Source organism: Caballeronia sp. LjRoot29, from assembly GCF_964252755.1.
GTDB lineage: Bacteria > Pseudomonadota > Gammaproteobacteria > Burkholderiales > Burkholderiaceae > Caballeronia.
This window is the reverse complement of sequence record NZ_CAXUPU020000005.1, coordinates 20,479-42,609: the sequence shown is the minus strand read 5'-3', so window position 1 is coordinate 42,609 and position 22,131 is coordinate 20,479. Positions and strand designations below refer to the sequence as shown.

At 61.1% G+C, this 22,131-nt stretch carries 22 protein-coding genes; 5 read left to right on the top strand and 17 right to left on the bottom strand.

The window, feature by feature from the left end:
- Positions 1-66: 66 nt before the first annotated feature.
- From ACSQ83_RS07635 to fliF, 17 genes are all read right to left on the bottom strand, one after another.
- Entirely contained in the window at positions 67-1,245 is a 1,179-nt protein-coding gene (locus tag ACSQ83_RS07635) for a DUF3322 domain-containing protein (RefSeq protein WP_436227719.1), read from the bottom strand.
- Positions 1,242-4,616, bottom strand: coding sequence for an ATP-binding protein (locus ACSQ83_RS07630; RefSeq protein WP_436227718.1), 3,375 nt, complete (start codon positions 4,614-4,616; stop codon positions 1,242-1,244). The genes ACSQ83_RS07635 and ACSQ83_RS07630 overlap by 4 nt, the downstream gene beginning before the upstream one ends.
- Positions 4,609-5,259, bottom strand: a complete 651-nt coding sequence (locus ACSQ83_RS07625) for a DUF4194 domain-containing protein (protein ID WP_436227717.1) — start codon at positions 5,257-5,259, stop codon at positions 4,609-4,611. Before ACSQ83_RS07625 ends, ACSQ83_RS07630 begins: the two co-directional genes overlap by 8 nt.
- Positions 5,260-5,261: 2 nt before the next feature.
- Complete coding sequence (locus ACSQ83_RS07620; RefSeq protein ID WP_436227716.1) at positions 5,262-6,716, bottom strand: DUF3375 domain-containing protein; 1,455 nt, start codon at positions 6,714-6,716, stop codon at positions 5,262-5,264.
- A gap of 114 nt (positions 6,717-6,830) precedes the next feature.
- On the bottom strand, positions 6,831-7,622 hold the full coding sequence (gene fliR, locus ACSQ83_RS07615; protein WP_414968135.1) for a flagellar biosynthetic protein FliR: 792 nt from the start codon (positions 7,620-7,622) through the stop codon (positions 6,831-6,833).
- Positions 7,622-7,891, bottom strand: coding sequence for a flagellar biosynthesis protein FliQ (gene fliQ / locus ACSQ83_RS07610; RefSeq protein WP_031364176.1), 270 nt, complete (start codon positions 7,889-7,891; stop codon positions 7,622-7,624). Before fliQ ends, fliR begins: the two co-directional genes overlap by 1 nt.
- A gap of 29 nt (positions 7,892-7,920) precedes the next feature.
- On the bottom strand, positions 7,921-8,697 hold the full coding sequence (fliP, locus tag ACSQ83_RS07605; protein ID WP_436227715.1) for a flagellar type III secretion system pore protein FliP: 777 nt from the start codon (positions 8,695-8,697) through the stop codon (positions 7,921-7,923).
- The gene (gene fliO / locus ACSQ83_RS07600; protein WP_436227714.1) at positions 8,697-9,245 is read right to left on the bottom strand and encodes a flagellar biosynthetic protein FliO; all 549 of its coding nucleotides are present in this window, start codon (positions 9,243-9,245) and stop codon (positions 8,697-8,699) included. Before fliO ends, fliP begins: the two co-directional genes overlap by 1 nt.
- Positions 9,242-9,679 carry a flagellar motor switch protein FliN gene (fliN, locus tag ACSQ83_RS07595; protein WP_414947860.1) on the bottom strand — a complete coding sequence of 146 codons (438 nt, stop codon included), beginning with the start codon at positions 9,677-9,679 and terminating at the stop codon, positions 9,242-9,244. Before fliN ends, fliO begins: the two co-directional genes overlap by 4 nt.
- Complete coding sequence (gene fliM, locus ACSQ83_RS07590; RefSeq protein ID WP_414947861.1) at positions 9,672-10,670, bottom strand: flagellar motor switch protein FliM; 999 nt, start codon at positions 10,668-10,670, stop codon at positions 9,672-9,674. The genes fliN and fliM overlap by 8 nt, the downstream gene beginning before the upstream one ends.
- Positions 10,671-10,799: 129 nt before the next feature.
- On the bottom strand, positions 10,800-11,297 hold the full coding sequence (gene fliL / locus ACSQ83_RS07585) for a flagellar basal body-associated protein FliL (protein ID WP_414947862.1): 498 nt from the start codon (positions 11,295-11,297) through the stop codon (positions 10,800-10,802).
- Between the two features lie 208 nt (positions 11,298-11,505).
- Positions 11,506-13,026: a flagellar hook-length control protein FliK gene (locus ACSQ83_RS07580; RefSeq protein ID WP_436227713.1), complete on the bottom strand. Its 1,521-nt coding sequence runs from the start codon at positions 13,024-13,026 to the stop codon at positions 11,506-11,508.
- A gap of 45 nt (positions 13,027-13,071) precedes the next feature.
- Positions 13,072-13,521: a flagellar export protein FliJ gene (gene fliJ / locus ACSQ83_RS07575; RefSeq protein WP_436227712.1), complete on the bottom strand. Its 450-nt coding sequence runs from the start codon at positions 13,519-13,521 to the stop codon at positions 13,072-13,074.
- Between the two features lie 24 nt (positions 13,522-13,545).
- Positions 13,546-15,108: a flagellar protein export ATPase FliI gene (gene fliI, locus ACSQ83_RS07570; RefSeq protein WP_436227711.1), complete on the bottom strand. Its 1,563-nt coding sequence runs from the start codon at positions 15,106-15,108 to the stop codon at positions 13,546-13,548.
- Entirely contained in the window at positions 15,102-15,803 is a 702-nt protein-coding gene (fliH, locus tag ACSQ83_RS07565) for a flagellar assembly protein FliH (protein WP_436227710.1), read from the bottom strand. Before fliH ends, fliI begins: the two co-directional genes overlap by 7 nt.
- Positions 15,796-16,791: a flagellar motor switch protein FliG gene (gene fliG / locus ACSQ83_RS07560; protein ID WP_436227709.1), complete on the bottom strand. Its 996-nt coding sequence runs from the start codon at positions 16,789-16,791 to the stop codon at positions 15,796-15,798. The genes fliH and fliG overlap by 8 nt, the downstream gene beginning before the upstream one ends.
- Positions 16,781-18,565, bottom strand: coding sequence for a flagellar basal-body MS-ring/collar protein FliF (fliF, locus tag ACSQ83_RS07555; RefSeq protein ID WP_436227708.1), 1,785 nt, complete (start codon positions 18,563-18,565; stop codon positions 16,781-16,783). The genes fliG and fliF overlap by 11 nt, the downstream gene beginning before the upstream one ends.
- A 333-nt stretch (positions 18,566-18,898) precedes the next feature.
- Here fliF and fliE point away from each other — a divergent pair, with 333 nt between their 5' ends.
- The 5 genes from fliE (at position 18,899) to ACSQ83_RS07530 (ending at position 22,115) form a co-directional block, all read left to right on the top strand.
- On the top strand, positions 18,899-19,249 hold the full coding sequence (fliE, locus tag ACSQ83_RS07550) for a flagellar hook-basal body complex protein FliE (RefSeq protein WP_414947869.1): 351 nt from the start codon (positions 18,899-18,901) through the stop codon (positions 19,247-19,249).
- Between the two features lie 300 nt (positions 19,250-19,549).
- A complete protein-coding gene (gene fliS / locus ACSQ83_RS07545) occupies positions 19,550-19,963 on the top strand; it encodes a flagellar export chaperone FliS (protein ID WP_414947870.1) in 414 nt (137 codons plus the stop codon).
- 24 nt (positions 19,964-19,987) lie between these two features.
- Entirely contained in the window at positions 19,988-20,320 is a 333-nt protein-coding gene (locus ACSQ83_RS07540) for a flagellar protein FliT (RefSeq protein WP_414947871.1), read from the top strand.
- A gap of 80 nt (positions 20,321-20,400) precedes the next feature.
- Complete coding sequence (fliK, locus tag ACSQ83_RS07535; RefSeq protein ID WP_436227707.1) at positions 20,401-21,777, top strand: flagellar hook-length control protein FliK; 1,377 nt, start codon at positions 20,401-20,403, stop codon at positions 21,775-21,777.
- Positions 21,774-22,115: an EscU/YscU/HrcU family type III secretion system export apparatus switch protein gene (locus ACSQ83_RS07530; RefSeq protein WP_436227706.1), complete on the top strand. Its 342-nt coding sequence runs from the start codon at positions 21,774-21,776 to the stop codon at positions 22,113-22,115. Before fliK ends, ACSQ83_RS07530 begins: the two co-directional genes overlap by 4 nt.
- The last annotated feature ends 16 nt before the right edge of the window (positions 22,116-22,131 follow it).

Below are 22,131 nucleotides of genomic sequence, written 5' to 3'. Positions count from 1 at the left end.
CTTCCCGCCGTCGTCTCCGTTTGCGATCGACGCTCGATTCCCCGCGCAGACGAAATAGGAAACAGGCTAAACCAAAGCAGCCAATGCCGTCTCGACCCACGCGAAGCCAATTCTTTCCTGCTCAAGACGCAGGTTTTTACGCAGCCGGTTATCCCGCAAGTCGTTGAACAGGGTCTGCTCTTGCTCGTTGAGTCTTGGCAGATCGCGCAGCGTTTGCTGTTCCTCACGATCCCAGAGCGACGTAAATGCCAGCAAGGTTTCGCGGTCCATCAAAAACGACTCCACATGCTCGAACCGGCGGCGTAGCTGGTCGAGAATCGCGAAACCGTGCGTGTCGATATCGCCCCAATAATGAATCCGGCGACTCCCGAGCCACCGCGCATGGTTCAGCATCTCGAATCCGTATCCTGCGCCGAAGATCACCATGCTGTCTTTGACCGGCGGAAAGGCCAGGAAATTGATCTCGTTCTCGGTGATGAAAACTCGCCCGACATCGGGATTGAGTTCGATGAAGCTCGCGGCATCGAGCGTAATGTCTTGCGTGACGTGCGTAGTCCGAAACAATGCCTTATCCGCGTCGAGAATGCGAAAGCGAATGCGCAACGGCTTATCCCGCAAGCCAAAACGGCTGGCGAACTGATTGACGCCGGAGCGAGAGGAATCGATAAACTCCGGACTCAAGACGCGGTCCAACAACTCCGCCAGCACACCGCGATGAGCCTCGATGAACTTGGTGTGAACATCCGGGATGTCTACCTGCCGGAGATACACATCGGGACGCGGATGAGCCTGAAACCAGCCGCAGATATCGAGCAGCCTGCTCCAGACATCGGCGAGTTCAAGCGCACGCAGCGGCCGTTCAGCGAGCCACGCGACCAGGCGCGGTTCCCGCGTGTGCGTGATATCCAGCAGCGCGGCGAAGCGGGCGGCTTCTCGTTGCTTGCCGATAAAGGCCGCCGCGTGCTCGAGCGAATCGAGCCATACGGCATCGGGCAGTGCGTTGGCACCAAATACACGATGTCTGAACTCCCTCATCTCAACGCGGCAATGGGTCATCGACCGAAGCTCGATGACCCATTGCCGGATGCCCTCGAACTGCTCGGCGATCTCCGCGGATGATGGACCTTTGAGCGTGAGACGCTTGGGAAAAAGCGTCTCACCCCTGGCCAGGCTGCCGAGCAATTCTCCCCGCTCCCAAAGCCGCATGACCTGTTTGCGCAGATCGGCTGGCGTGGTCCAGCTCATCGATTCATCCTTGCTTTTTCCTCGCGATACTCTTCGATAGAAAGATTGCGCAACCTCGACTCGCGTCCTTCCTTGTTGTCGACGAAACCGACACTTGCAACAAAGGGTTCGATGATATGAATCTTCTGTAAAGGCGTCACGATCAGCAGTTGCAAGTTGAGTTGCGCAAAAAGGCGCAGGCCGTATTGCGCCGACTCGTCAGAACCACGGCCGAACGCTTCGTCGATCACCACGAAGCGAAACGAGCGCGAGCGCACCGCGCCCCATTCCAGTCCGAATTGGTAAGCAAGGCTGGCCGCGAGAATGGTGTAGGCGAGCTTCTCTTTCTGACCGCCCGACTTGCCGCCAGAATCCGAATAATGTTCATGTTCGGTATCGTCTTCGCGCCAGCGTTCGCTGGCGGCGAACACGAACCAGTTCCGTACGTCAGTGACCTTGGTGCTCCAGCGACGATCTTGTTCACCCAAACCCTCGCGCCCGCGAAAGCGCTCAATGATCTGCTTGACCTGCAGAAACTTGCCTTCGGAGTATTGGGTGTCGTCGGAGCCGGTCAGCGTGCCTTCGGTACAAGAACGCAGTTCGGACTGGAAATCGCGTATATCGGCATCGGGCGTCGACACCGCTTCCAGCACGATGTAACGCCCCGCGTTGTAGTCAATCTGTGTGAGTGACTCATTGATACGCGTGATGCGCTCCTTGATCGTCTCCCGCTCTCTAGCCAGTTGCGACTGGAAGTTGGCCACTTCTCGAATCGTGTTTTCGTTCAGCAGCTCCTTGAAGCGATTTTCGAACCGGGGCAGATCATCGCCTTTGAGCTTGTCGAGCATCATCCGATACTCATCGGCCGACTCAATGGCGACGTCCACTTCCTGCGTCTCCAGCGGGAACGCGAGGTTGTAGGCGCTCATTGCATCGATGATCTTGTCGCGCTGGCGTGAGACCTTTTTGTCTTCGGCGTCGATGCTGGTCTGAAGAAATCCGCGCAAGTCACTTTCGCGGTTATCGCAGGATTCGACAGTCAGTTGATGCTTGCGGAGCAGTTCGTGCGACGTCAATTCCAACTGCTCGAAATAAGCCGTGTGGCGCTCGTAGCCGGGGTCATCGAGAATGGCACGGGTCTGTGTGCGCAGTTCTTCCGCGATGCTTTGCTTTTCCCCCGTGCGGGAGCGCGCATCCTTGTGCTCGTCGAGCTGGTCTTCCGTGCTTTTCAGCGCAGCGCTGATCTCACCCAACCGCGCCGTCAGTTGCGCCAGCTTATCCGAGGCCGATTCGAGCCGTTGTTTTTCATCGCGCAATCGCGCTATTTCCACCGCGAGCGAATTCCAGTCGAGGTCGGCGTAGTCGGCGTGCTCCTCCAGCTTGGAAAGCATGGTCAGCCGATGCTTGCACTCTTTTTGATCCGCCAGGATCTTGGACACAAGGTTGCCCAGCTCACCGAGTTGAGCGGCCAGGTGGCTGGCTTTAGTTTGAAGCGCGTCGATCTTGGCTTCGTTGGTCCATCCCAGTACATATCGGCTGCGATCATCCAGGCGATGACGATCGTCCTTTTCATGACGTTCGCCCGGCGCCTTGATCTGGCCCGCACGCGTGATCGCCCGCGTTTCGCGGCGAAACTGTTCCTGGGTACTGCAGCAAATCACGTTAAAGCGATGCGCGACTTCGCGTTCGAGCCAGTCGTAGAAGGGCGAGTCCGGCTTGATCGCCAGCTTGCGGGCGAGGGAATCGGCCTGCAGGGAAGGCAGCTCGCCACGAACGCCCGACCGGATCCGGAAGAACACAAGCCGTCCCCGAAGGTGGGTTCTGTCGACCCACTCCACGACCGCCGGGTAGTGTGTATCAGGAACCAGCAATGACAGCCCGAAGCTTCGCAACAGCCGTTCGGCCGCCCCTTCCCAGTCGCGCTCGTCGTCGCGCACCTGTAACAGTTCACCAGCGAACGAAAGCTCCGCCTCGGGTAAATCCAGCGCCTGGCACAATGCCGTGCGCATGGCGACCTGTTCTGCGGGAATGTTGCTTCGACGATTTTTCAGGCTGTCGATTTCCGCCGATAGCGCGTCGTGCTCCTGTTTTCCTTGACGCAGGCTGACGCCGTGCTCGGTCAGATCGTTCAGATAGCGATCTTCTGCTTCCCGAGCGGACCCGAACATGACGGACAGACGCTGGCGCAACGCCTGGAACGCGGCTTCGTCTTCAGCCGGATGCTCGCCGACTGCACGCACCAGTTCGGCATGGCGCTCCGCCTTGCGTTTGCGAGTCTCGCACTCAAGGTCCTTCTTGCGAATTTCGGCGTCGAGACGCTCCAGACGGTCGCCCCCGTTTTCAGCGATGTTGCGCTTGAGTTCGCTTTCCTCCACGCGCTGGTTGTCGCGCAAGGCCTCCAGACGCCTGATCTGAGCGTCTTGCTTTTCCCAGTCCGCCGTTAGCCCCGCGATGCGTTTATCGAGTAAGCCCAGTTTCAGTCCTGCAGCGTAATAGCGAAGCGCTTCACGGCATGCGCGAAGGCCTTCCACCTGAAGCAGCAGCTTGGCGTATCGATCGCAGTCGTCGGTGAGCGGCGTGAGGCGGTCCATTTGCCGCTTGGCTTTAAGCACTGCCTCATGCGCGCGATTCAGGTCGTCGAAATGGGCAATCAACGCAGCAATCCGGGGCGCGATATCGAAAGGCTCGAGCATATGGCTGCGCACGAAGTCGGTGAGATTGCCCACTGATTTCATCGATACAGTCTGATGGAACAGTTCCAGCGCCTGCTCGTTTTCAATCCCGAAGCGACGGCGAAACCACGCGCCGTACGGAGGAAAACTGTCGAAGACTTCTGCTCCGAGGCCGCGGAGTTTCTTGCGCAATGCCGTGATATCCGTGCCGAAGTTCGCGAAGTCTTCAGCTATCGACAATGCGCGCTCGGCGCCCACAAAAACCCTCGCAGGCTGGCCCTGTTGCTCCTTCATCCAGAAGACCTGCGCAAGCGTGACCGTCTGGTCGTACCCGGCGTTATGAAAGGTGCCAAGGATGACCGAGTAAGTGTTGTAGTCACGCAGCGCGACAGGCTTCGCGTTGCCGCTGAGCTCGTTGCGTTCGGATTTGTAATGGCCCAGGACGTAAGAACGAAGCGATCTTTCCTTGTTGTCCGCGCCGGCCGCCTTGTTGTAGGCAATACGATGCGCCGGAACAAGCAGCGTGGTGACCGCGTCGACCAAGGTCGACTTCCCCGAGCCGATATCGCCCGTCAACAGCGCGTTCTCTCCATGAGGATTCAGCGTCCATACGCGAGCGTCGAATGTGCCCCAGTTGTAGACTTCCAGGCGCTGAAGGCGAAAGCCCGACAGTGCGTCATCGTTCACGAAGTCGAGGCCGGGCAATTGCATGTCAGTCATCTGCGTCTGCCTCCGCTGAACGATCGAGTCGAGCGCGATAGGCGGCCAGTCGCGCATCGAAATCAGCAAGCCACTGAGCATCCACGAACGCTTTCAGGATCCGCTGGACCTCGAACGCCGCCGGACCCTCCCGTTTATCCGCGCCGGGTTTAAGTCGTCGCAGGAATCCCAGTTCAACGATTTTGTTGATATGCGTCTCGATCTGGTCGACCACCTTCGTTTCATTGCTGCCGGCGGGGAGAAATACCCGTATCAGTTCGGTGATCTGTTCGCGCGTGAGAATCAGGCGCGTATCCGCACCGCCCGCGTCGGACTCGGCGAGCTTTTTTCTGAGCAACGCGAGCAGCAGGCTGACCGGAAACGACAGCGGTCGCCGTGCAACAAGACGCGGCAATTTGGGTGCGTCGTCTACCCCGTCTTCCTCCGGATGCGCGCGCACAAAGGCGTATCCCTCTGCTTCGTCCAGCACAAGCGCGAGGCCCAGTACCGAAACATAATCGCGCACCCGCGCTTGCAGTTCGAGCAACGCTTGCCAGAGAACGGGATCGCTGTCCCTGTAGCAGACTGCCTTGAGCAGCGGAATGACCACGCTGGACAGACCGGCCGTTGAGGTTGTTGCACCGCCTGAATCCTGGTCCGGCATCCTTACCTCACAAAAATGACACGCGGAAAGCTGGCTTGCCGCGTCTGGTGCTCGCCGCTTGGCCCCGTGCCTTGCCAAGTCACGATATCAACCGTTTGTTCGTCGACCACCGTTTTGAAAGAGTCGCTACCGAGTTGCAGGTAGGCCACCAGTTCTGCCAAGCCATGTTCGAGCGGTTGCGTGTCGCATAGCTCGCGCAACGTCACTTGAGCGCGATCTTGCAGCACGTGACGAATATGCCGCGCGAGCTTTTCGCGATCGATCACGACTTGCGAATAGAGCGCGCCGGCGTCCAAATCGGCGTCGCCAGCTTCCAATACGGTCTCGGTCAGGCGCGGTTTGAAAGACGGAACGTACAACGGCCTTTCCATGGGCAGGTCGATGTCCGCAGCCATGTCGGCAATCGTCATTGTCTGACCCGCTGGCGGCTGCTCCCGCACAGCCAGCGCATGCATTTCCACATTGCGCAGGATGTCCATGATTCGACGATTTTCCAGCCACGCCTGATCATCGAGAAACCGTCGCAACTGCTGCGAAAGCGTCGCCACCGTTCGCTGAGTATGCTCGCCGGCTTCCAGCCAGTCGTAATGCACGCGCCGAGTGCGGCCATCCGGTTTAAGTTCTACGACGGGCGGCAGCGCCAGCACGCGTTCTAGCAAGATCGACAACTCTTCCTGCCTGCTGCTCGACATCAGGAAATCCCAAAACGCCCGGAAGCTTCGCCCCTGGTCGGAGTCGGAGATGGCGTCGCGTTCGCCAAGGATATCCTCCAGCAGCGTACCCTTCGAACCGTCCCATAGCGCAATGCGCTCACGTACGCGCCGGTCCAGCCCTCGGAAATTCTGCTCTACCTCACGAAAATCGGTCAAGAGTTCACGCGCTAACGCGGTGAATTGCTGGAAGCGGTCCTTCAGTTCGGTGGCATCGAGCAGCGCGATATCGCCCGTCTGCGCGCGGGCTATCTCAGCGTCGATGTCATCGCGACGTTTCTCTAACTCCACGATGCGGGCCTGCGGATCACTTTCGCTTCCTTCGCTCATTTGCTTGAGCAATTCGAAAAGCGTGAGCAACCGGGACTCGGTACCGACAAAACTCCGTTCGACCAGCGTTCCCAGCCAGGCGATGGCCTTCTCTGCGGCAGGGGTCAGATCAAAGTGCGGTTCGTCTGACCCTTGGGGATAAAACTTGCGCAACCAGCCTTTGTCGTTGGCTGCCCAGTCGTCGAGATAAGCCTGCGCCGTTTTCGGAAAAGCGGAGGAATCCAGTTGTTCACGTAAGCCGAATAGCTCGTCTTCCAGCGCCTCGGCCAGATCGGCTTGCGACATGACGCGTACGTTGGGCACGATGAACACCCGCTGCAGGAAGCTTGCAACGAGCGGCGCGTGATCGGATCGCAGGAGGCGCCACGCCGGGTGGTTCTGACGCAACTGATCCAGGGTGAAATAGTCGAGGTTCATGGGCGGAGCACGTGACCCGTCGGCGAAGCAAGCAAGGGGGAGAAAACTGAATGATAGCCGCGTGGCGGAACAGCCAAGCGCGCGAGGCTAATTTGTTACGTGTTGAGGCGAACGCTAAAGCGCGGCCGCGACGCGTCCCATCTGGTCGATACCGCTATCGAAGATGCGTTGAAAGAACGGGATCATGTTCGGGATCATCAACTGCAGCAGCAGGAATCCTACCAGCATGGTGACCGGAAATCCCACTTGGAAAATCCCGATCTGCGGCGCCGCGCGATTCAGGATGCCCAGCGCGAGGTTGGCGATCAGCAACGCCGTGACCACCGGCAGCGACAGCAGCAAGCCCGTCGAAAACACGCTCACGCCGTAGGTCGCAAGCGTCTGCCAGCCGCGCGCAAACGTGGCCGAACCCAGAACGTTCGCGCTCACCGGCACGCTCTGGAACGTCTGCACAAGGGCGCTGATCATTTGCAGATGCCCGTCGAACACAAGAAACGCAAGCATGGCAATGGTGTTCAGATACCGCGAAATCACCACCGAATTTCCGCCGGCGCGCGGGTCGTAAAGCATTGCAAAACCGAGGCCCATTTGCATGCCGATAAACTCGCCGGCTGCGTCGATGGTGGCGAATGCAATCTGCATCGTCATACCGAGCGCCGCGCCGATCAGGAACTGGTTGATGATGATCATCACGCCATCGGCGGAAAACACGGTCACCTGCGGCACTGCGCCAATCGTGGGCGCGACGATCAGCGCTATGAACGCCGCGACGGCGACCTTGACGCGAATCGGAATGGCCTGGTGGCTGAGCAGCGGCGCGGTCGCAATCAACGCGAGAATGCGCGTGAAAGGCCAGAGGAACGACGTCAGCCAGACATTGAGCTGCGCGTAAGTGACGGAGAACATCAGCCGGTGATGGCGGGCGTGATGGTGAAAACGTGGCGCATGTAGTCGAGCAGCGTTTCCATCATCCACGGGCCGGCGATCACGAGCGTCAGCGCCACCGCGAGCAATTTCGGAATGAACGAGAGCGTGCTTTCGTTGATCTGCGTCGCGGCCTGGAACAGGCTCACGACCAGGCCGACCACGAGCGCGACCAGCAACAGCGGAGCCGCGAGCAACAGCGCCACATACATGGCCTGATGCGCGATCGACATGACGGATTCGGGTGTCATCGTTTGATTCCTGACGCTATATACAAAGACTACGAAACGAAGCTCTGCGCGAGCGAGCCGATCAGCAACTGCCAGCCGTCCACCAGCACGAACAACATCAGCTTGAACGGCAGCGAAATGGTTGTGGGCGACACCATCATCATCCCCATCGACATCAGCACGCTCGCCACCACCATGTCGATGATCAGGAACGGGATGAAGATGGTGAAGCCGATCTGGAAGCCCGTCTTGAGCTCACTCGTCACAAACGAAGGCACCAGCAGCGAGAGCGGCACGTCTTCGGGACCGTTCATCGGCGGCGCCTTGGCGATCCGGGCGAACAGCGCGAGATCGGCTTCACGCGTCTGGCGCAGCATGAATTGCTTGAACGGCGCGACGCCGCGCGTCATGGCCTGGTCCATCGTGATCGTGCCGTCGGAGAACGGCTTGTACGCGTCCACATACGCGCGGTCGAGGACCGGCGACATCACGAACAACGTGAGAAACAGCGCGAGTCCGACGAGCACCTGATTCGGCGGCGTGCTGGTTGTGCCCAGCGCCTGCCGCAACAGCGACAACACAATGATGATGCGCGTGAAGCCCGTCATCATCAGCAGCATCGCCGGCAGGAACGACAGCATGGTCAGCAGCAGCATCGTCTGGACGCTGAGCGAATACGTCGTGCCGCCGTTCGGACCCGGGCTGGTGTTGAACGCCGGAAGTCCTGCTGTGCTTTGAGCGAAAGCGGAGTAGGGAAGTACCAGCAGGGCGACCGGCAGCAACAGCCCCGCCAGTCTCACGCAGCGTGCTAAAAACCTGGACTGCATTACTTGCTCCCGCCTGCGAATTTTTGCAGACGTTTGTTCGCTTCGCCGGCGAGGGCGTCGCGAAAACGTTGACCGAAACTGCCTTGCAGTGCTTCGCCCGAAGGCGTGACGCCGGCTTCAGCGCCGTTCAGTTCCACCGATCCCGCCGGCATGGTGTGCAGCAGCCGCACGTTGCCCGGAGCGGCGCCCAGCACGAGCCATGTATCGCCGATCTCCACCACCGAGACGCGCTCCTTGTTCCCGAGCGACGCCCCGCCGATCACCTTCACCAGCCCCGTGCGTTTGGTGCCGGCCACGCCGAACTTGCGTGCCAGCCACGCGCAGCCGAACACGAACGCGATCACGATCACGAGTCCGAGCAGCGTTTGCAGCACCGCGCCCACGCCAAGCGACGGCACGGCTGTGCCCGCGCCAACGCCCGATGCAATCTGCGCCGCGTGATTGACGGCGTTCATGTCAGCGGCGTGGGCTGTGCGGGCGGCAAGCGACATGGCAAGCGTCATGGCAAGCGATGCCAAGGCTGCATGCGCGGCGGTAAAGCGTTTCATCGATTCAACTTCCTGATGCGTTCGGACGGCGTGATGATGTCGGTGAGACGGATACCGAACTTGTCGTTGACCACCACGACTTCGCCCTGCGCGATCAGGCAGCCGTTGACCAGCACGTCCATCGGTTCGCCGGCGAGGCCGTCGAGTTCCACCACCGATCCCTGCGCCAGTTGCAGCAGGTTGCGAATCGCGATCTTGGTCCGCCCGAGTTCCACCGTCATCTGCACGGGGATATCGAGAATCATGTCGATGTCATTGCGCGTGGAAGGCGCCTGGACTTTCGACAAAGGCTGGAACAATCCCGCCGATGAAGCCGCCGCCGGCGTTTCATTGCCGTTCTGCTCAGCCAGCGCGCTTGCCCAGTCGTCCATGCCGAAGTCTTCGCTCTTGAGCGGATCGGACGGCAGCGTGCCCGGTTCAGTTACGTCACTCATATCCACCTTCCTTCATCGTGTCGGTTGCGCTGATCATTTTTTGGACGCGCAACGCGTATTGACCATTGAAAATTCCGTAGCCGCATTCCATTACTGGCACGCCGTCCACTTTTGCCGTGACCAACTCGGGCACGTCGATTGGCAGGACATCGCCGGCTCGCATGTTGAGAATCTTTTCGAAGGTCGTGCCGATCTCCGCCAGATCCACCGTCAGTTCCACTTCGGCCGCTTGCACTTGCTGCGACAGCACGCGGATCCAGCGGCGATCCACTTCGAGCGCTTCGCCTTGAATGGGCGAGGAGAGGATGTCGCGAATCGGTTCGATCATCGAATACGGCATGCAGATATGCAGCGTGCCGCCAGTCGATCCGAATTCGATAGAAAACTGCGTGACGATCACGATCTCGTTCGGCGTGGCCACGTTGGCAAACTGCGTGTGCATTTCCGAGCGCACGTATTCGAAGTTCAGCGACCGCACGCTTTTCCACGATGCCGCGTAGTGTTCGAACACGAGGTTCAGCAGCTTGCTGATGATGCGCTGCTCGGTCTGCGTGAACTCGCGGCCTTCAACGCGCGTGTGGAAACGGCCGTCGCCGCCGAAGAGGTTATCGACGACAAAGAAGACCAGGTTCGGATCGAACACGAACAGCGAGGTGCCGCGCAACGGCTTCACGTGGACGAGGTTCAGGTTCGTCGGGATCGGCAGGTTGCGGGTGAATTCGCTGTACTTCTGCACCTTCACGGGGCCGACCGAAATTTCCGCCGAGCGCCGCATGAAGTTGAAGATGCCCACGCGCAAGAGGCGCGCGAAGCGGTCGTTGATGATTTCCAGGCCCGGCATCCGGCCCCGGACGATGCGTTCCTGGGTCGCGAGGTTGTAGGGGCGCACGCCGTGGAAGCGTGTTTCGTCGGCGACTGCGTCGACTTCCCCGGTGACGCCCTTAAGCAGGGCGTCCACCTCCTCCTGCGACATGAACTCTTCGTGGCCCATGAGTGTTCCTTCGTTCCTGTGCGCGGTTGCTTGGTGCTTGGCTGTGTGCTTTTGCCGTGAGCGCCAACCAGCGTTAGTGCTGGCTTTTGCTTATGCCTAAGCGGCTAGAGGCGAGGAGGGTTGCGCGGATTATTGAACGACGAATTCCGTGAACAACACTTCCTGGACATGCGCCGGACTGTCCGGCGGGCCACCCGTCTTCTGGACCGTCTCCAGCAGTTCTTTCGCGAGCTGACGCTTGCCGTCGATGCCCGCCAGATCTTCCGGCCGCTTCGCCGATAACAACATCAGGACGTGGCTGCGCACCTCCGGCATGCGTTCGGTCAGTTCGGCTTGCGCCTTCTGGTCAGGCAGCTTCAGCGTCAGGCCGATACGCAGGTAATGCATGCCGTCGTCGGACTGGAGATTGACGGTCATCGATTCCAGCGGGAAGAACACCGGCGGCGCGGCGGGCGCAGCTTTCGCCGACGCGCCCACCTCGGGCTTGTGCATGAAGTAGTAGTAAGCACCAGCCCCGCCGGCGCCCAGCAAAACGATAAGACCCGCCGCGATCAGCAAGATGCGCTTCATCCTGCCGCTCTTGACGGTGACGATGGGTGGTTGTTGAGTTGCGGTGGTGCTTGCCATGATTGCGGACCTCTTTCTGTAGCCTGAATTGTTGGCGATTTCGGAGGGTCGCGATGAGGGGAATAGAGGGGGGAATTGGGGCTAACTCGTAAGTTAGGTGTTTGAGGGGGTTGGGCGGCCGGGTGTTATCGAAAAGAAAAATCGACGACAAAAAAGCCGCGTCCCTTTCGCGAACGCGGCTTTTTTGCTATTGGACCTTTACGCTAAATCAAGCAAACGTATCGACCAATCCCACCTGCCTGCGCACCGGCATGCTGATTGAGCTCAGCGCGTCCACGCTTCCGCCGTCATCGACGGCGCCCGAGCCTCGCCCGCCTCGTCCCGCATTCGATGACGCTCCGCCATTCTGCTGGCCCGACTGCTGACCCACGAAACCATCGCTCACACTTGTGCTGCCTAGCGATATCCCGCTGCCTTGCATCGCTTCACGCAGGGTTGGTAATGCTGCTTCCACCGCCGCCCGAACCTGCGCGTGGGTCGACACGAACAACGCGTGCGCGTGGTTATCCGTCACCTGCAAGACCACTTGCAACGGTCCCAGATCCTTCGGATTCAACGTCAACTCAGCACTCTGCTGATGACCATTCGACAGAAACACCACCTTCTGGCTGAACGCCTCGTCCCATCCGCTCGACCCGACATGCGGCGCAATCGCAGCACTGGCGGCAGCCGTCGCGGCGCTCTGAACCGGAGCGCTGCCCGCAGATCCCGACGTGGCCTGCATCGATGCCGAATGGGCCGCCGCATCGGCAGTCGCTTTATAAGCAGCACTGCCGTCATCGGCGGGCGTTGCGGTTGCCAGCGCCGCTGCATCGGCTTGTTGCGTAGCCGAAGATGAGCCAGCCTGCTGCGTCGCCGATGCACGGCTAGAACCGTCGCCGGACGACGCTGTGATCGATATCGCCCGGTTCGATGGCCTCGAACCGCCGCCCTTGCCGCCCGCGTTCGCGGCGTTGGCCACATTCGCACCGTTCGCGGCTGCGGCGGCTGCCGCCGCTGCCGCGTCGGGCGATGGCGTCGCAGCACCCTGCGGATTCGCCAAATGCGCGAGCGCGGCCTGAAGCGCATCATCCGCAGCCTTGGCGTCGCTCGACTTGTTCTTCGATTGCGTGGAGGACGTCGCGTTGGTTGCATCGGCATCCATCGCGGCGGTAGCCGGATCGGTCGAAGCCGTGGCCGGATCAGCGGCCGCGCAACCGCGCGCCTTCAGGGCCGCTGCGGTCGCCGCCGCCGTTGCTGCCGCTGCCGCCTTGGCTTCGGGCTGTGCTTTCGCGGCATCCGCGTCGGTCTGGGCAGCCTGATCCGCAGCCGTCGCGTTTGCAGTAGCCGCTGCCGTTGTCATCGATCCAGTCGATGCCTGCGCTTGATTCGCCGCTGCAGAACCCGGCGCGGCGGAAGCCGCCGATGACGCCGAAGAACTTTGATCCGCAGCGGCCGCCTGGTCCGCGCTATCGGCTTGCTCCGCTGCCGCTTTAGCCTGTGCAGTTGAAGCATCGTCGGGCTTGGGCGCGTCGTGAACGCTGCCACGCGCCGCCGAAGCTTTCTGCGCCTGCGCCTGTGCTTGCACCCGCGCCTTCGCCGCCGCTTCTTCGTTAGCCTTGGCGGTAATGTTGTGCAGGGTGGATACAAACGATGCCGCCGCGTCGTCGCTCGCCGACGTTGCCGCCGCGTTCCGCGATTGAGCAGCGCTCAAGCCGAGCATCGAGCTGGCAGAATTAACGGTCGACATACATGGCCCCTCGTATCTTGTTCAGGATAAACATCGCTACAAATATCATGCTTTCTCGGCGCGCATTCGCAGCATCTTGGAAGCGTGTTCATCGGAGTCGCGTTGTTCGATCCGCGACTCCTGCTTCGCCTTCACCGACTCGCCGCGCGCGGCCAGCACTTCGTAAGAACCCAGTTTCTGCTTGCGTTGCTGCCATTCGGGCTTTGCCGCTTCCAGCCGCTGGTTCGCGCCCACAAGCAACTTGCGCTGCTGGTTGATCGCGGAATCGAGGGTATCCACAAACGCCTGGAAATTGCGCAGCGTCTGTGCGGTCGTGCCTTCTTGCGCCGACGCCGTAAAACGCGCGTGATACTCGTCCCGATACGTAACCAGCGAGTTCAACTGCGTCTCGATCTCGTCGCGTTCCTGCTGGATTTTGCCAAGCTTTTTCGTGGCAGCCTCCAGCTCTTCTTCCGCGAGGTTGATCAAGGTCTGGATCGGCAGATGCTTGGACATGGACGTCAAATTCCTCAATTATCTTTATTCGAATAGCGCATCGAGTTGAGCCAGGCTCGGTTCAAACATGGCCTGCTCACGAAATCCCTGCTGCAAAAACGCTTCAATCCGCGGGTAGAGCGCAATCGCCCGATCGAGCAACGCATCCCGCCCCGAGGAATATGCGCCGACATTGATCAAATCGCGATTGCGCTGGTAGCGCGACAACATCTGTTTGAATAAACGCACGCGGTCCAGATGCTTGTCGTCGATCAGCGCGGTCATCGCCCGGCTAATGGACGCTTCAATATCGATAGCCGGATAATGCCCCGCTTCGGCCAACGAACGCGACAACACAATATGGCCGTCGAGAATGGCGCGCGCGGAATCGGCGATAGGATCTTGCTGATCGTCCCCTTCCGTCAAGACCGTATAAAAGGCCGTGATCGATCCGGCACCCTCCCGGCCGTTCCCGGTCCGCTCAACCAGCGCCGGTAATTTGGCGAACACGGAAGGCGGATAGCCTTTAGTGGCGGGGGGTTCGCCGATTGCGAGCGCAATCTCGCGCTGCGCCATGGCATAGCGCGTAAGCGAATCCATCAGCAAAAGTACGTGTTTGCCCTGATCCCGAAAATATTCGGCCAAAGAGGTCGCGTAGCTCGCGCCCTGCATCCGCAAAATAGGCGACACATCAGCCGGCGCCGCCACCACGACCGAGCGCGCGAGCCCGTCTTCACCCAGAATCTGTTCGATGAACTCCTTCACCTCGCGGCCCCGTTCACCAATCAGCCCGATCACGATCACTTCGGCGCTCGTATAACGCGCCATGGTGCCGAGCAGCACGGACTTGCCCACGCCCGAGCCGGCGAACAAACCCATGCGCTGGCCTCGTCCCACGGTCAACAACGCGTTGATCGCGCGCACGCCGACATCGAGCACCTTGTGAATCGGTTCGCGATTAAGCGGGTTGATCGTCGGCGCGGTCAGCGGCGCATCGATCTTCGAGCCAAGCGGGCCAAGTCCATCAAGCGGCCGGCCGGATGCATCGACGACACGGCCGAGCATTTCCCAGCCGACCGGCAGGCGCTTGGCGCCGGCCATCGGATCATTGATCGGTGCGCTTTCCAGCGGATACACGCGTGCTCCGGGCAACAGGCCGGAGACTTCGGTGGTCGGCATGAGGAACAGTTTGTCGCCGGAGAAACCAACGACTTCGGCTTCGGCCATCGGGATCGAACTGCCGGCCGGCAACTCGATCATGCATTCCGAGCCCACGCCCAGCTTCAATCCGACCGCTTCCAACACGAGCCCGGCTGCACGCGTGAGACGCCCGCATGCGCGCAACGGTTTCGATATCTGGCTGCGCGCCTTGCTCGCTTCAAGCTGCGCGCGCCAGCCGTCCAGATGCGGGTTGTTCGCCATATCGGCGAGATCGACGATGGTCTGAGCCGCGATTTCTTCGATCGTCGGTTCGAGGTCATCGTCCACGGCCAGCGGGCCGAACGACGCGCGCGCCAGTTCCTGTTCGAGCTCGCTCAAGCCTTCCTGCGTGACGCGGCGCGCAGCGCTCGGATTGACGTGGGCTGGTGCGTGACCTGAGTTCACCATGGTTGTGACCTCCCGAGCGCCGCTGCCACACGCTCCCAGCGCGTGACATTGGTTGCATCGATTTCACCGCTCGCCGCGTGCGCCTTGCACCCGCCGCGCTCGATGTCCGGATCGGTCCGCACCGACCATCCTGCCGCCTGCAGCTCTTCCAGCAAATACGCTTCGACAATCGGCAGATCCGCCGGATTGACCGTCAGGTACGGCGCGCCGGACAACGCCGGTTCGGCCGCGATCACCGAACGCGCGACGGCCAGCACCGCGGTCGGATCGAGTGTCAGATGCTGCGAAACCACTTGCTGCGCAATATCCAGCGCCAGCGCCGTCAGCGCTTCAGCGACTACAGCGTCGGCCGCCTGCAGCGCGATCTTGAAGGTATCGGCCATTTGCGCGAGCCGCGTGGCTTCCGCGTGCGCGTGACGGCGGCCTTCTTCCACGCCTTGTTCGTAACCCTGGTCGTAGCCGGCCTTGTAGCCCATTGCCTGACCCGCCACATGGCCCGATGCCAACCCTTGCGCGTGCGCTTCATCGCGGACACGGCGCAAGTGCTTTTCCAGCGCGGCTTGATCGGCGGCGCTGCGATCGACCGGAACCGGATCGAACGACGCCATCTCCCAGCGCTGATAAGCGCTCATGCGAGCCTTTTTGACTGCATCGTCGGCATGAGCCTTCTTGGCGGCTTCGGCAGCGTCAGACATATGCGTCCTCGGCCTTGCCGCCTAACTGGATCTGACCCGATTCGGCCAGGTTGCGCACGACCTGCAGGATCTTGCGCTGCTGCGCTTCCACTTCCGACAGCCGCACCGGGCCGCGCGAGTCGAGATCTTCGGCCAGCAGTTCGGCGGCGCGCTGCGACATGTTCGCGAGGAACTTCTGCCGCAACGGCGGTTGGGCGCCTTTCAGCGAAACAATCAAGGTTTCGGATTCCACTTCTTTTAGCAGCAACTGAATTGCGCGGTCTTCGAGCTCGAGCAAATTCTCGAACACAAACATTTGATCGATGATCTTTTGCGCGAGTTCCGCATCGAATTCCTTCACGTTTTCGATCACGGATTCTTCGTGCGCCGTCGACATGAAGTTGAGGATTTCCGCCGCCGTGCGGATGCCGCCCATCGGCGCGCGCTTCAGGTTGTCGCTGCCGGAAAGCAGCGTGGTCAGCACGTCGTCGAGTTCGCGCAGCGCGGCCGGTTGAATGCCGTCGAGCGTGGCAATGCGCAGCAGCACGTCGTTGCGCAGACGTTCGGTCATCAGCGCCACGATCTCCGACGCCTGGTCGCGGTCCAGGTGAACCAGGATGGTTGCGATGATCTGCGGATGCTCGTTCTTGATCAGTTCGGCCACTGCGGCGGAATCCATCCACTTCAGGCCTTCGATACCGCTGGTATCGCTGCCCTGCAGGATCCGGTCGATCAGCGCGCCCGCCTTGTTTTCACCGAGCGCCTTCGTCAGCACCGCCCGGATGTATTCGCTCGAATCGAGCGACAGCGCGGTGTGCTGCTCGGCTTCGTTGACGAACTCGGTCATCACGTTGTCGAGCTGTTCGCGCGTGACGTTTTTCAGCGTCGCCATGGTCGCCCCGATCTTCTGCACCTCGCGCGGTCCAAGGTACTTGAACACTTCCGCCGCTTCCGATTCACCAATCGACATCAGCAGCAGCGCGGCTTTATTGAGACCTTCAGCGTTCATCGGACACCCAGTTCTTGACGACCGTTGCGACGATTCTCGGATCCTGGCGCGCCACCATGCGCGCGTAGTCGAGATTGCGTTCGAACTTGGCCTTGTTGCTTTCATGACCGAGCAAACTGACCTCGGCATCCTTTTCTTCGTCTATCTGCGACTTCGGCATGGACGGCCCGTCGAGCAGCGACAGCTCATCTGGCGCGGCGAGCGCTGCCGGTTCCGGCGGCGGCGGGAATGCACGGCGCAGCGCCGGTTTCACCATGCTGAAATACAGGAACAACGCCACTGCACCAATCCCCGCGTACTTCGCGAACTCGATGCCGCGCGCGATCATGTCCGGCGTGCGCCACCACGGCACGTCGGGAATCACAGTCGAATCCACCAGGAAGGTGCTGTTGACCACGTTCACCGAGTCGCCACGCTTTTCGTCGTAGCCCATCGCGTCTTTCACCAGTTGCTGCACCTGCTCGAGCTTGTCAGCGGGCAGCGGCTGCATCGTCACGTGGCCCTTGGCGTCGACTTGCTTCTGGTAATTCACCACCACGGCGACGGACAGGCGCTTGATGCCGCCCATCGGCTGCTCGTAGTGACGCACGGTGCGGTCGACTTCGTAATTCGTCGTCGTGTCCTTGCGCATGCTGACCGGCGCGGTTTTGCCGCCATCGGCGCCGCTCGCGGCTGCATCGACAGGCGCCGACGCCGCGGCCGGCGGCTGGTTCGACAACGCGCCCGGCACGCCACCGGAGTTTACGCCCCCCGTGTCATTCGACACGCTCGATTGCTGGCTGCGGATCGCCGTGTTTTGCGGGTTGGCATTCGGGCCGTAGCTTTCGGCCGTTTGCTCCAGCTTCGAGAAGTCGATATCCGCGCTCACCTGCGAGTGCGCATTGCCCGCGCCGAACAGCGGCGCGAGGATGGCGTCGATACGTCCCTGCGTGTTGTGCTCGATCTGTTGCACGTATTTGAGTTGCGACGCGTCCAGGCCGTTCGCCGCGCTTTGCTGCGTGAGGAGGTTGCCGTCCTGATCGACGATCGTCACGTTCTTCACGGGCATATCCGGCACGCCCGAAGACACCATGTGCTGGATCGCGATGATCTGCCCCTCATCCAGCGCGCGGCCGGGATACAGGTTCAGCATGACCGACGCGGTCGGCAGTTCCTTTTCCCGCACGAACACGGTGGGCTTCGGAATGGCGAGGTGGACACGGGCTTCGCGGACCGAGGAGATCGACGCGATGGTTTTTTCCAGCTCGCCTTCCAGCGCCCGCTGATAGTTGACCTGCTCGGCGAACTGGCTGATGCCGAATTTCTGGTTATCCATCAATTCGAAGCCGACCGAGCCGTTCTTCGGCAAACCTTGCGATGCGAGGCGCAGGCGGGTTTCGTGCACGGCGTCGCTGGGAACCAGGATCGCGCCGCCCGACTCGGCAATCTTGTAGGGAATGTTGCCTTGCTGCAGCGCAGCAACGATTGCACCGCCATCGCGATCGGAGAGATTGCTGAAGAGCACCCGGTAATCCGGCTGGCGCGACCACATCACGAGACCCGCCACGACGACAGCCAGGATCGCCACGGCGATGATCAGCGGCATGCGCGGGTTGTTGCGGAACTGGTTGAGCATCGGCATGCGGGGGCTGAAACTGCTGCCGCCACCGAAGTCCGTGCCGCCCGCGTAGCCGGCGCCGCCGGCACCTGCGGCGATCGACCCGGGCGTGCCTGGCTGCGCGCCAGTCAGACCCATGCGGGCGTCCGGGTTGATCAGGTTGGTTGTGGAATCCATGCGTCGAAACTCTCCGAGTCTTGCGTTTTCTGCGATGTGCGGCGGCGATAACCGTGCGCACTACAGGCACTTTCATGAGAGGAATTATCCGTAAGCAGGATTGAGTTGATCCAGCGAATAGAAGCGAGTTTTGGTTTCCTTTCCCCGCTTTGCAAATTGCGCCGACTGCTAGACTTTTTCCTAATCGGTCAGGCCATGTGCCGAACCGCCCAGGCTCTGGCGACAGACGCCGGCCTGTGGCTCGGGACAGCCCGGTTCGGATAGTCGCAGATGTACAGCGATCCTTACATTGCCGCCGAGATTGAATTCCTTTCCGTTCCTTCTGGAGACCCCATGAATGCTCCTATCAGCGCGTTGAGTTCGGCGCTCCAGCAAATGCAGGCCATGTCGACGCAGGCTGCGGGCGGTGCCGGTCAAGTCGCGAGCGGCAGCGTCGTGCCCGAATCGGGTGCGGCCAGCGCCGGTAGTTTCGCCGACGCGCTGAAATCGTCTCTGGACAGCATCAGCAGCAGCCAGACCAAGGCGGTCAACGAATCGCAGGCATTCGAAGTGGGCGCGCCAAACGTTTCGCTGAACGACGTGATGGTCGACATGCAGAAGGCGAACGTAGGTTTCCAGTTCGGCTTGCAGGTCCGCAACAAGCTCGTGTCGGCCTACAACGACATCATGAACATCTCGGTCTGAACGCTGCGCCGACGGTTTCCACATCCCCGGCCCGCCGACTATTTCCCTTCCAGGAACTCGTTGTGACGCAAAGCACGCCTAAAGCTTTTGCCGCTTTCTCCGATAACCCGGATAGCAGCACGATAAACGGTCAGACAAATAGCGCGGCCTGATCCGTTTATCGGCACCGGTTCATCACGGGTTTTGGTACTAAGCGCGGTGTGCAGCGCTTTTGTGCGAAACGCCAATGAGACCACGTAGGTCACGGAATCTGAGTAGGGCGCTAAAGCGCCAACTCTGGTCGACATAGGAGAGGGTCGGATGTTTTCCCAGGCACACGGTGGAGCGAACGCGTATGCGCGCGTTGGCGTTCAGACAGGCGTAATGGGCGCGAGCCCGCACCGGCTGGTCGCGATGTTGTATCAAGGCGCGCGACAAGCCATTGCCCAGGCGCGGATGAATCTGCAACAGGGCAATATACCGGCACGCGGCGAGGCGATCACGAAAGCGATCAGCATTATTGAAAGTGGTTTGCAGCAGTCGCTCAACAAAGACATTGGCGGCGATATCGCTGCACGCCTGGATGCGCTGTACACCTACATGGCGCACCGGTTGCTGGAAGCGAATGTGCGTCAGAGCGAAGAAGTGCTGGTGGAGATCGATGGCCTGCTGGCAACCCTAGAGGAAGCCTGGATGGCGATTGCACCCGATGCAGCAAAAATGGCTGCGGCGTGAAGCCGCGAAACATGCTTGCACATAATGAAAACCACACAAGAATATTTCGCTCATTATGAAGCGATTGCCGCACTTTCTACGTGTATGCTGGCCGCAGCACGCAGTGGAGAATGGGGTGAATTGAAGACTATGCAGAGCGCGTACCGGGATCTCGTCGACGGCTTGAGAGAAGTCGATACCAGCTCGGAACTGGACGATACCGCGCGCGCCCGCAAGCTCGAACTGGTGCGCCGGATTCTTGCCGACGACGCCGCCATTCGCGACCTCGCCACCCCCAGCCTCGCGCGTTTGTCCGCAGCGTTGTTCACCGTGAACAGGCCCGTGCGAGTTTTGAAGAAGATGATCGGGTTTCGCTAGACGCGTTTCTTGACGCGTTTGCGGCTCGTTGCAACTGGCGGCCGGCCGTTCGGCTGGACTGCTGACCCGAGGATACTGGCATGACTGGACTGGACTCCGCCGTCGCTGCGCTGCTTGCCAGCCGCACTGACATGCTGTTGTCCGCGCTCAATACGCAGACCAGTTCGACCGCGCCTCAAGCCAATACCTCGCAACTTTTAATCGATACCCCGCCGGCCGCCACGCCCGCTGCCGCTATCAACGCGTATACCGCGCCGGGCCCGTCGACGCAGACCGCATTCAGCGAGATCGGGCGTACGCTCGACATCATTTCGCGCTTCGGCGGCAGCGCGACGCCCGCTGTGCTCGGCAGTTCGCCGTTGTGGCCGACCGCGCCGCGCCTGGTCGTGGCCGCCAGCGCGTTCGAAAGCCTGTCCGGGTCGCTGTTTTCGTCCAGCTCGGCCAATGCCGCCAGTGCGGTCAACCCGCCCGCACCGCCTTTGCCCGCGCCTGTCCTGGCGGCCATGCTGGCGAGGACCGTTGTAGACAGCGGCCTCTTCTACGAAAACCATATTGCGCTTTGGCTGGGCGGACAGCGTTCGCTGGCGTCGCTGCGAAATGAGCCCCAGGCGCGCGTCGACAAATTGGCAAGCGAGTTGCCATCGGATGCTTTCTCGGCCTCGGCGGACGATGCCGATGCCGTGACCGATGTCTGGATCGAGGAAACGCTGCTGCCGCTAACCTTCTCCGCTCCCGCCGATTCCCCCGACGCGCCCAATTCCGCGCGTCTCGTGCCGACACCACAAACGCCGCAGCAGGCGGCGGCGCTGGCTGAATCGGTGCGACAGATGCCCACGGGCGTGTTTGCATCGACGCAGACGGCCCAAGGAATGGCGCCGCGAACGGCAACCGGCGCGTTGCCTTTGGCCGCCCATCTGCAGGATTCGGCCGTGCAGGCGGCCGTCGCCTCCGCCGGGATTCATCCATCGACTATCGCGCTGGTTCGCCAGCAACTCGATGTCCTCGCTTCCGACCAGTTCCGCTGGTCCGGCGAAGCGTGGCCGGGCGCCAAGTTCGAGTGGGAGATCCAGCCTCAGAACCGCGCAACTTATGGGCGCGATCCGTCTCAGGAGAGCGACGCGGGGACGGGTCCGGGCGATTCGGATCGCGGCTGGCACACGCGTGTCACGCTGAGCTTGCCCACGCTCGGCACCGTGGATGCCGACCTGGTGCTCACCGGCCAGCAACTGGTGGTGCGGTTGAATGCAAGCGAAGGCGGCGCGGCCCGTCTTGCCGCCGATGGCGATCATTTCCGCCAACAACTCGACGCCGCCGGATTGCAGCTCGCCGGATTGACGGTGCACGCGCGCGACGCGCTGGCCGACCTGGCCGCTGACCCAACATTCCCCCATTTCGCCGATGTCATCACGGTCACCGATGCCGGCCCTGCTGGAAGCGCAGCGGGGAGCGGCAGATGAGCTTGCGCAACGACTCCCGAAAGCAGGCGGCCGCGCTTACCTACGACACCAAAAACGCCGATGCTGCGCCGCGCGTGGTCGCCAAGGGCTACGGGCTGGTCGCTGAAATGATCGTGCAGCGCGCAAAGGACGCGGGGCTGTACGTGCATGAATCGCCCGAGATGGTGTCGCTGCTGATGCAGGTCGACCTGGATTCGCGCATTCCGCCCGCGCTTTATCAGGCGGTGGCGGAGTTGCTCGCGTGGTTGTATCGGCTGGAGAACGGAGAGGAAACGGGGCCTCGGCCTGAAGTGGATCCGGGGATTCCACTGCGCAAGGGGCGTAGCCGCGCGGCTTGATTCATCGCGCGCGGCT

Excerpts from the sequence above, each read along its gene's own strand:
- ACSQ83_RS07635 (WP_436227719.1), bottom strand. The coding sequence starts at position 1,245 with ATGAGCTGGACCACGCCAGCCGATCTGCGCAAACAGGTCATGCGGCTT.
- ACSQ83_RS07630 (WP_436227718.1), bottom strand. The coding sequence starts at position 4,616 with ATGACTGACATGCAATTGCCCGGCCTCGACTTCGTGAACGATGACGCA.
- ACSQ83_RS07625 (WP_436227717.1), bottom strand. The coding sequence starts at position 5,259 with ATGCCGGACCAGGATTCAGGCGGTGCAACAACCTCAACGGCCGGTCTG.
- ACSQ83_RS07620 (WP_436227716.1), bottom strand. The coding sequence starts at position 6,716 with ATGAACCTCGACTATTTCACCCTGGATCAGTTGCGTCAGAACCACCCG.
- fliR (WP_414968135.1), bottom strand. The coding sequence starts at position 7,622 with ATGTTCTCCGTCACTTACGCGCAGCTCAATGTCTGGCTGACGTCGTTC.
- fliQ (WP_031364176.1), bottom strand. The coding sequence starts at position 7,891 with ATGACACCCGAATCCGTCATGTCGATCGCGCATCAGGCCATGTATGTG.
- fliP (WP_436227715.1), bottom strand. The coding sequence starts at position 8,697 with ATGCAGTCCAGGTTTTTAGCACGCTGCGTGAGACTGGCGGGGCTGTTG.
- fliO (WP_436227714.1), bottom strand. The coding sequence starts at position 9,245 with ATGAAACGCTTTACCGCCGCGCATGCAGCCTTGGCATCGCTTGCCATG.
- fliN (WP_414947860.1), bottom strand. The coding sequence starts at position 9,679 with ATGAGTGACGTAACTGAACCGGGCACGCTGCCGTCCGATCCGCTCAAG.
- fliM (WP_414947861.1), bottom strand. The coding sequence starts at position 10,670 with ATGGGCCACGAAGAGTTCATGTCGCAGGAGGAGGTGGACGCCCTGCTT.
- fliL (WP_414947862.1), bottom strand. The coding sequence starts at position 11,297 with ATGGCAAGCACCACCGCAACTCAACAACCACCCATCGTCACCGTCAAG.
- ACSQ83_RS07580 (WP_436227713.1), bottom strand. The coding sequence starts at position 13,026 with ATGTCGACCGTTAATTCTGCCAGCTCGATGCTCGGCTTGAGCGCTGCT.
- fliJ (WP_436227712.1), bottom strand. The coding sequence starts at position 13,521 with ATGTCCAAGCATCTGCCGATCCAGACCTTGATCAACCTCGCGGAAGAA.
- fliI (WP_436227711.1), bottom strand. The coding sequence starts at position 15,108 with ATGGTGAACTCAGGTCACGCACCAGCCCACGTCAATCCGAGCGCTGCG.
- fliH (WP_436227710.1), bottom strand. The coding sequence starts at position 15,803 with ATGTCTGACGCTGCCGAAGCCGCCAAGAAGGCTCATGCCGACGATGCA.
- fliG (WP_436227709.1), bottom strand. The coding sequence starts at position 16,791 with ATGAACGCTGAAGGTCTCAATAAAGCCGCGCTGCTGCTGATGTCGATT.
- fliF (WP_436227708.1), bottom strand. The coding sequence starts at position 18,565 with ATGGATTCCACAACCAACCTGATCAACCCGGACGCCCGCATGGGTCTG.
- fliE (WP_414947869.1), top strand. The coding sequence starts at position 18,899 with ATGAATGCTCCTATCAGCGCGTTGAGTTCGGCGCTCCAGCAAATGCAG.
- fliS (WP_414947870.1), top strand. The coding sequence starts at position 19,550 with ATGTTTTCCCAGGCACACGGTGGAGCGAACGCGTATGCGCGCGTTGGC.
- ACSQ83_RS07540 (WP_414947871.1), top strand. The coding sequence starts at position 19,988 with ATGAAAACCACACAAGAATATTTCGCTCATTATGAAGCGATTGCCGCA.
- fliK (WP_436227707.1), top strand. The coding sequence starts at position 20,401 with ATGACTGGACTGGACTCCGCCGTCGCTGCGCTGCTTGCCAGCCGCACT.
- ACSQ83_RS07530 (WP_436227706.1), top strand. The coding sequence starts at position 21,774 with ATGAGCTTGCGCAACGACTCCCGAAAGCAGGCGGCCGCGCTTACCTAC.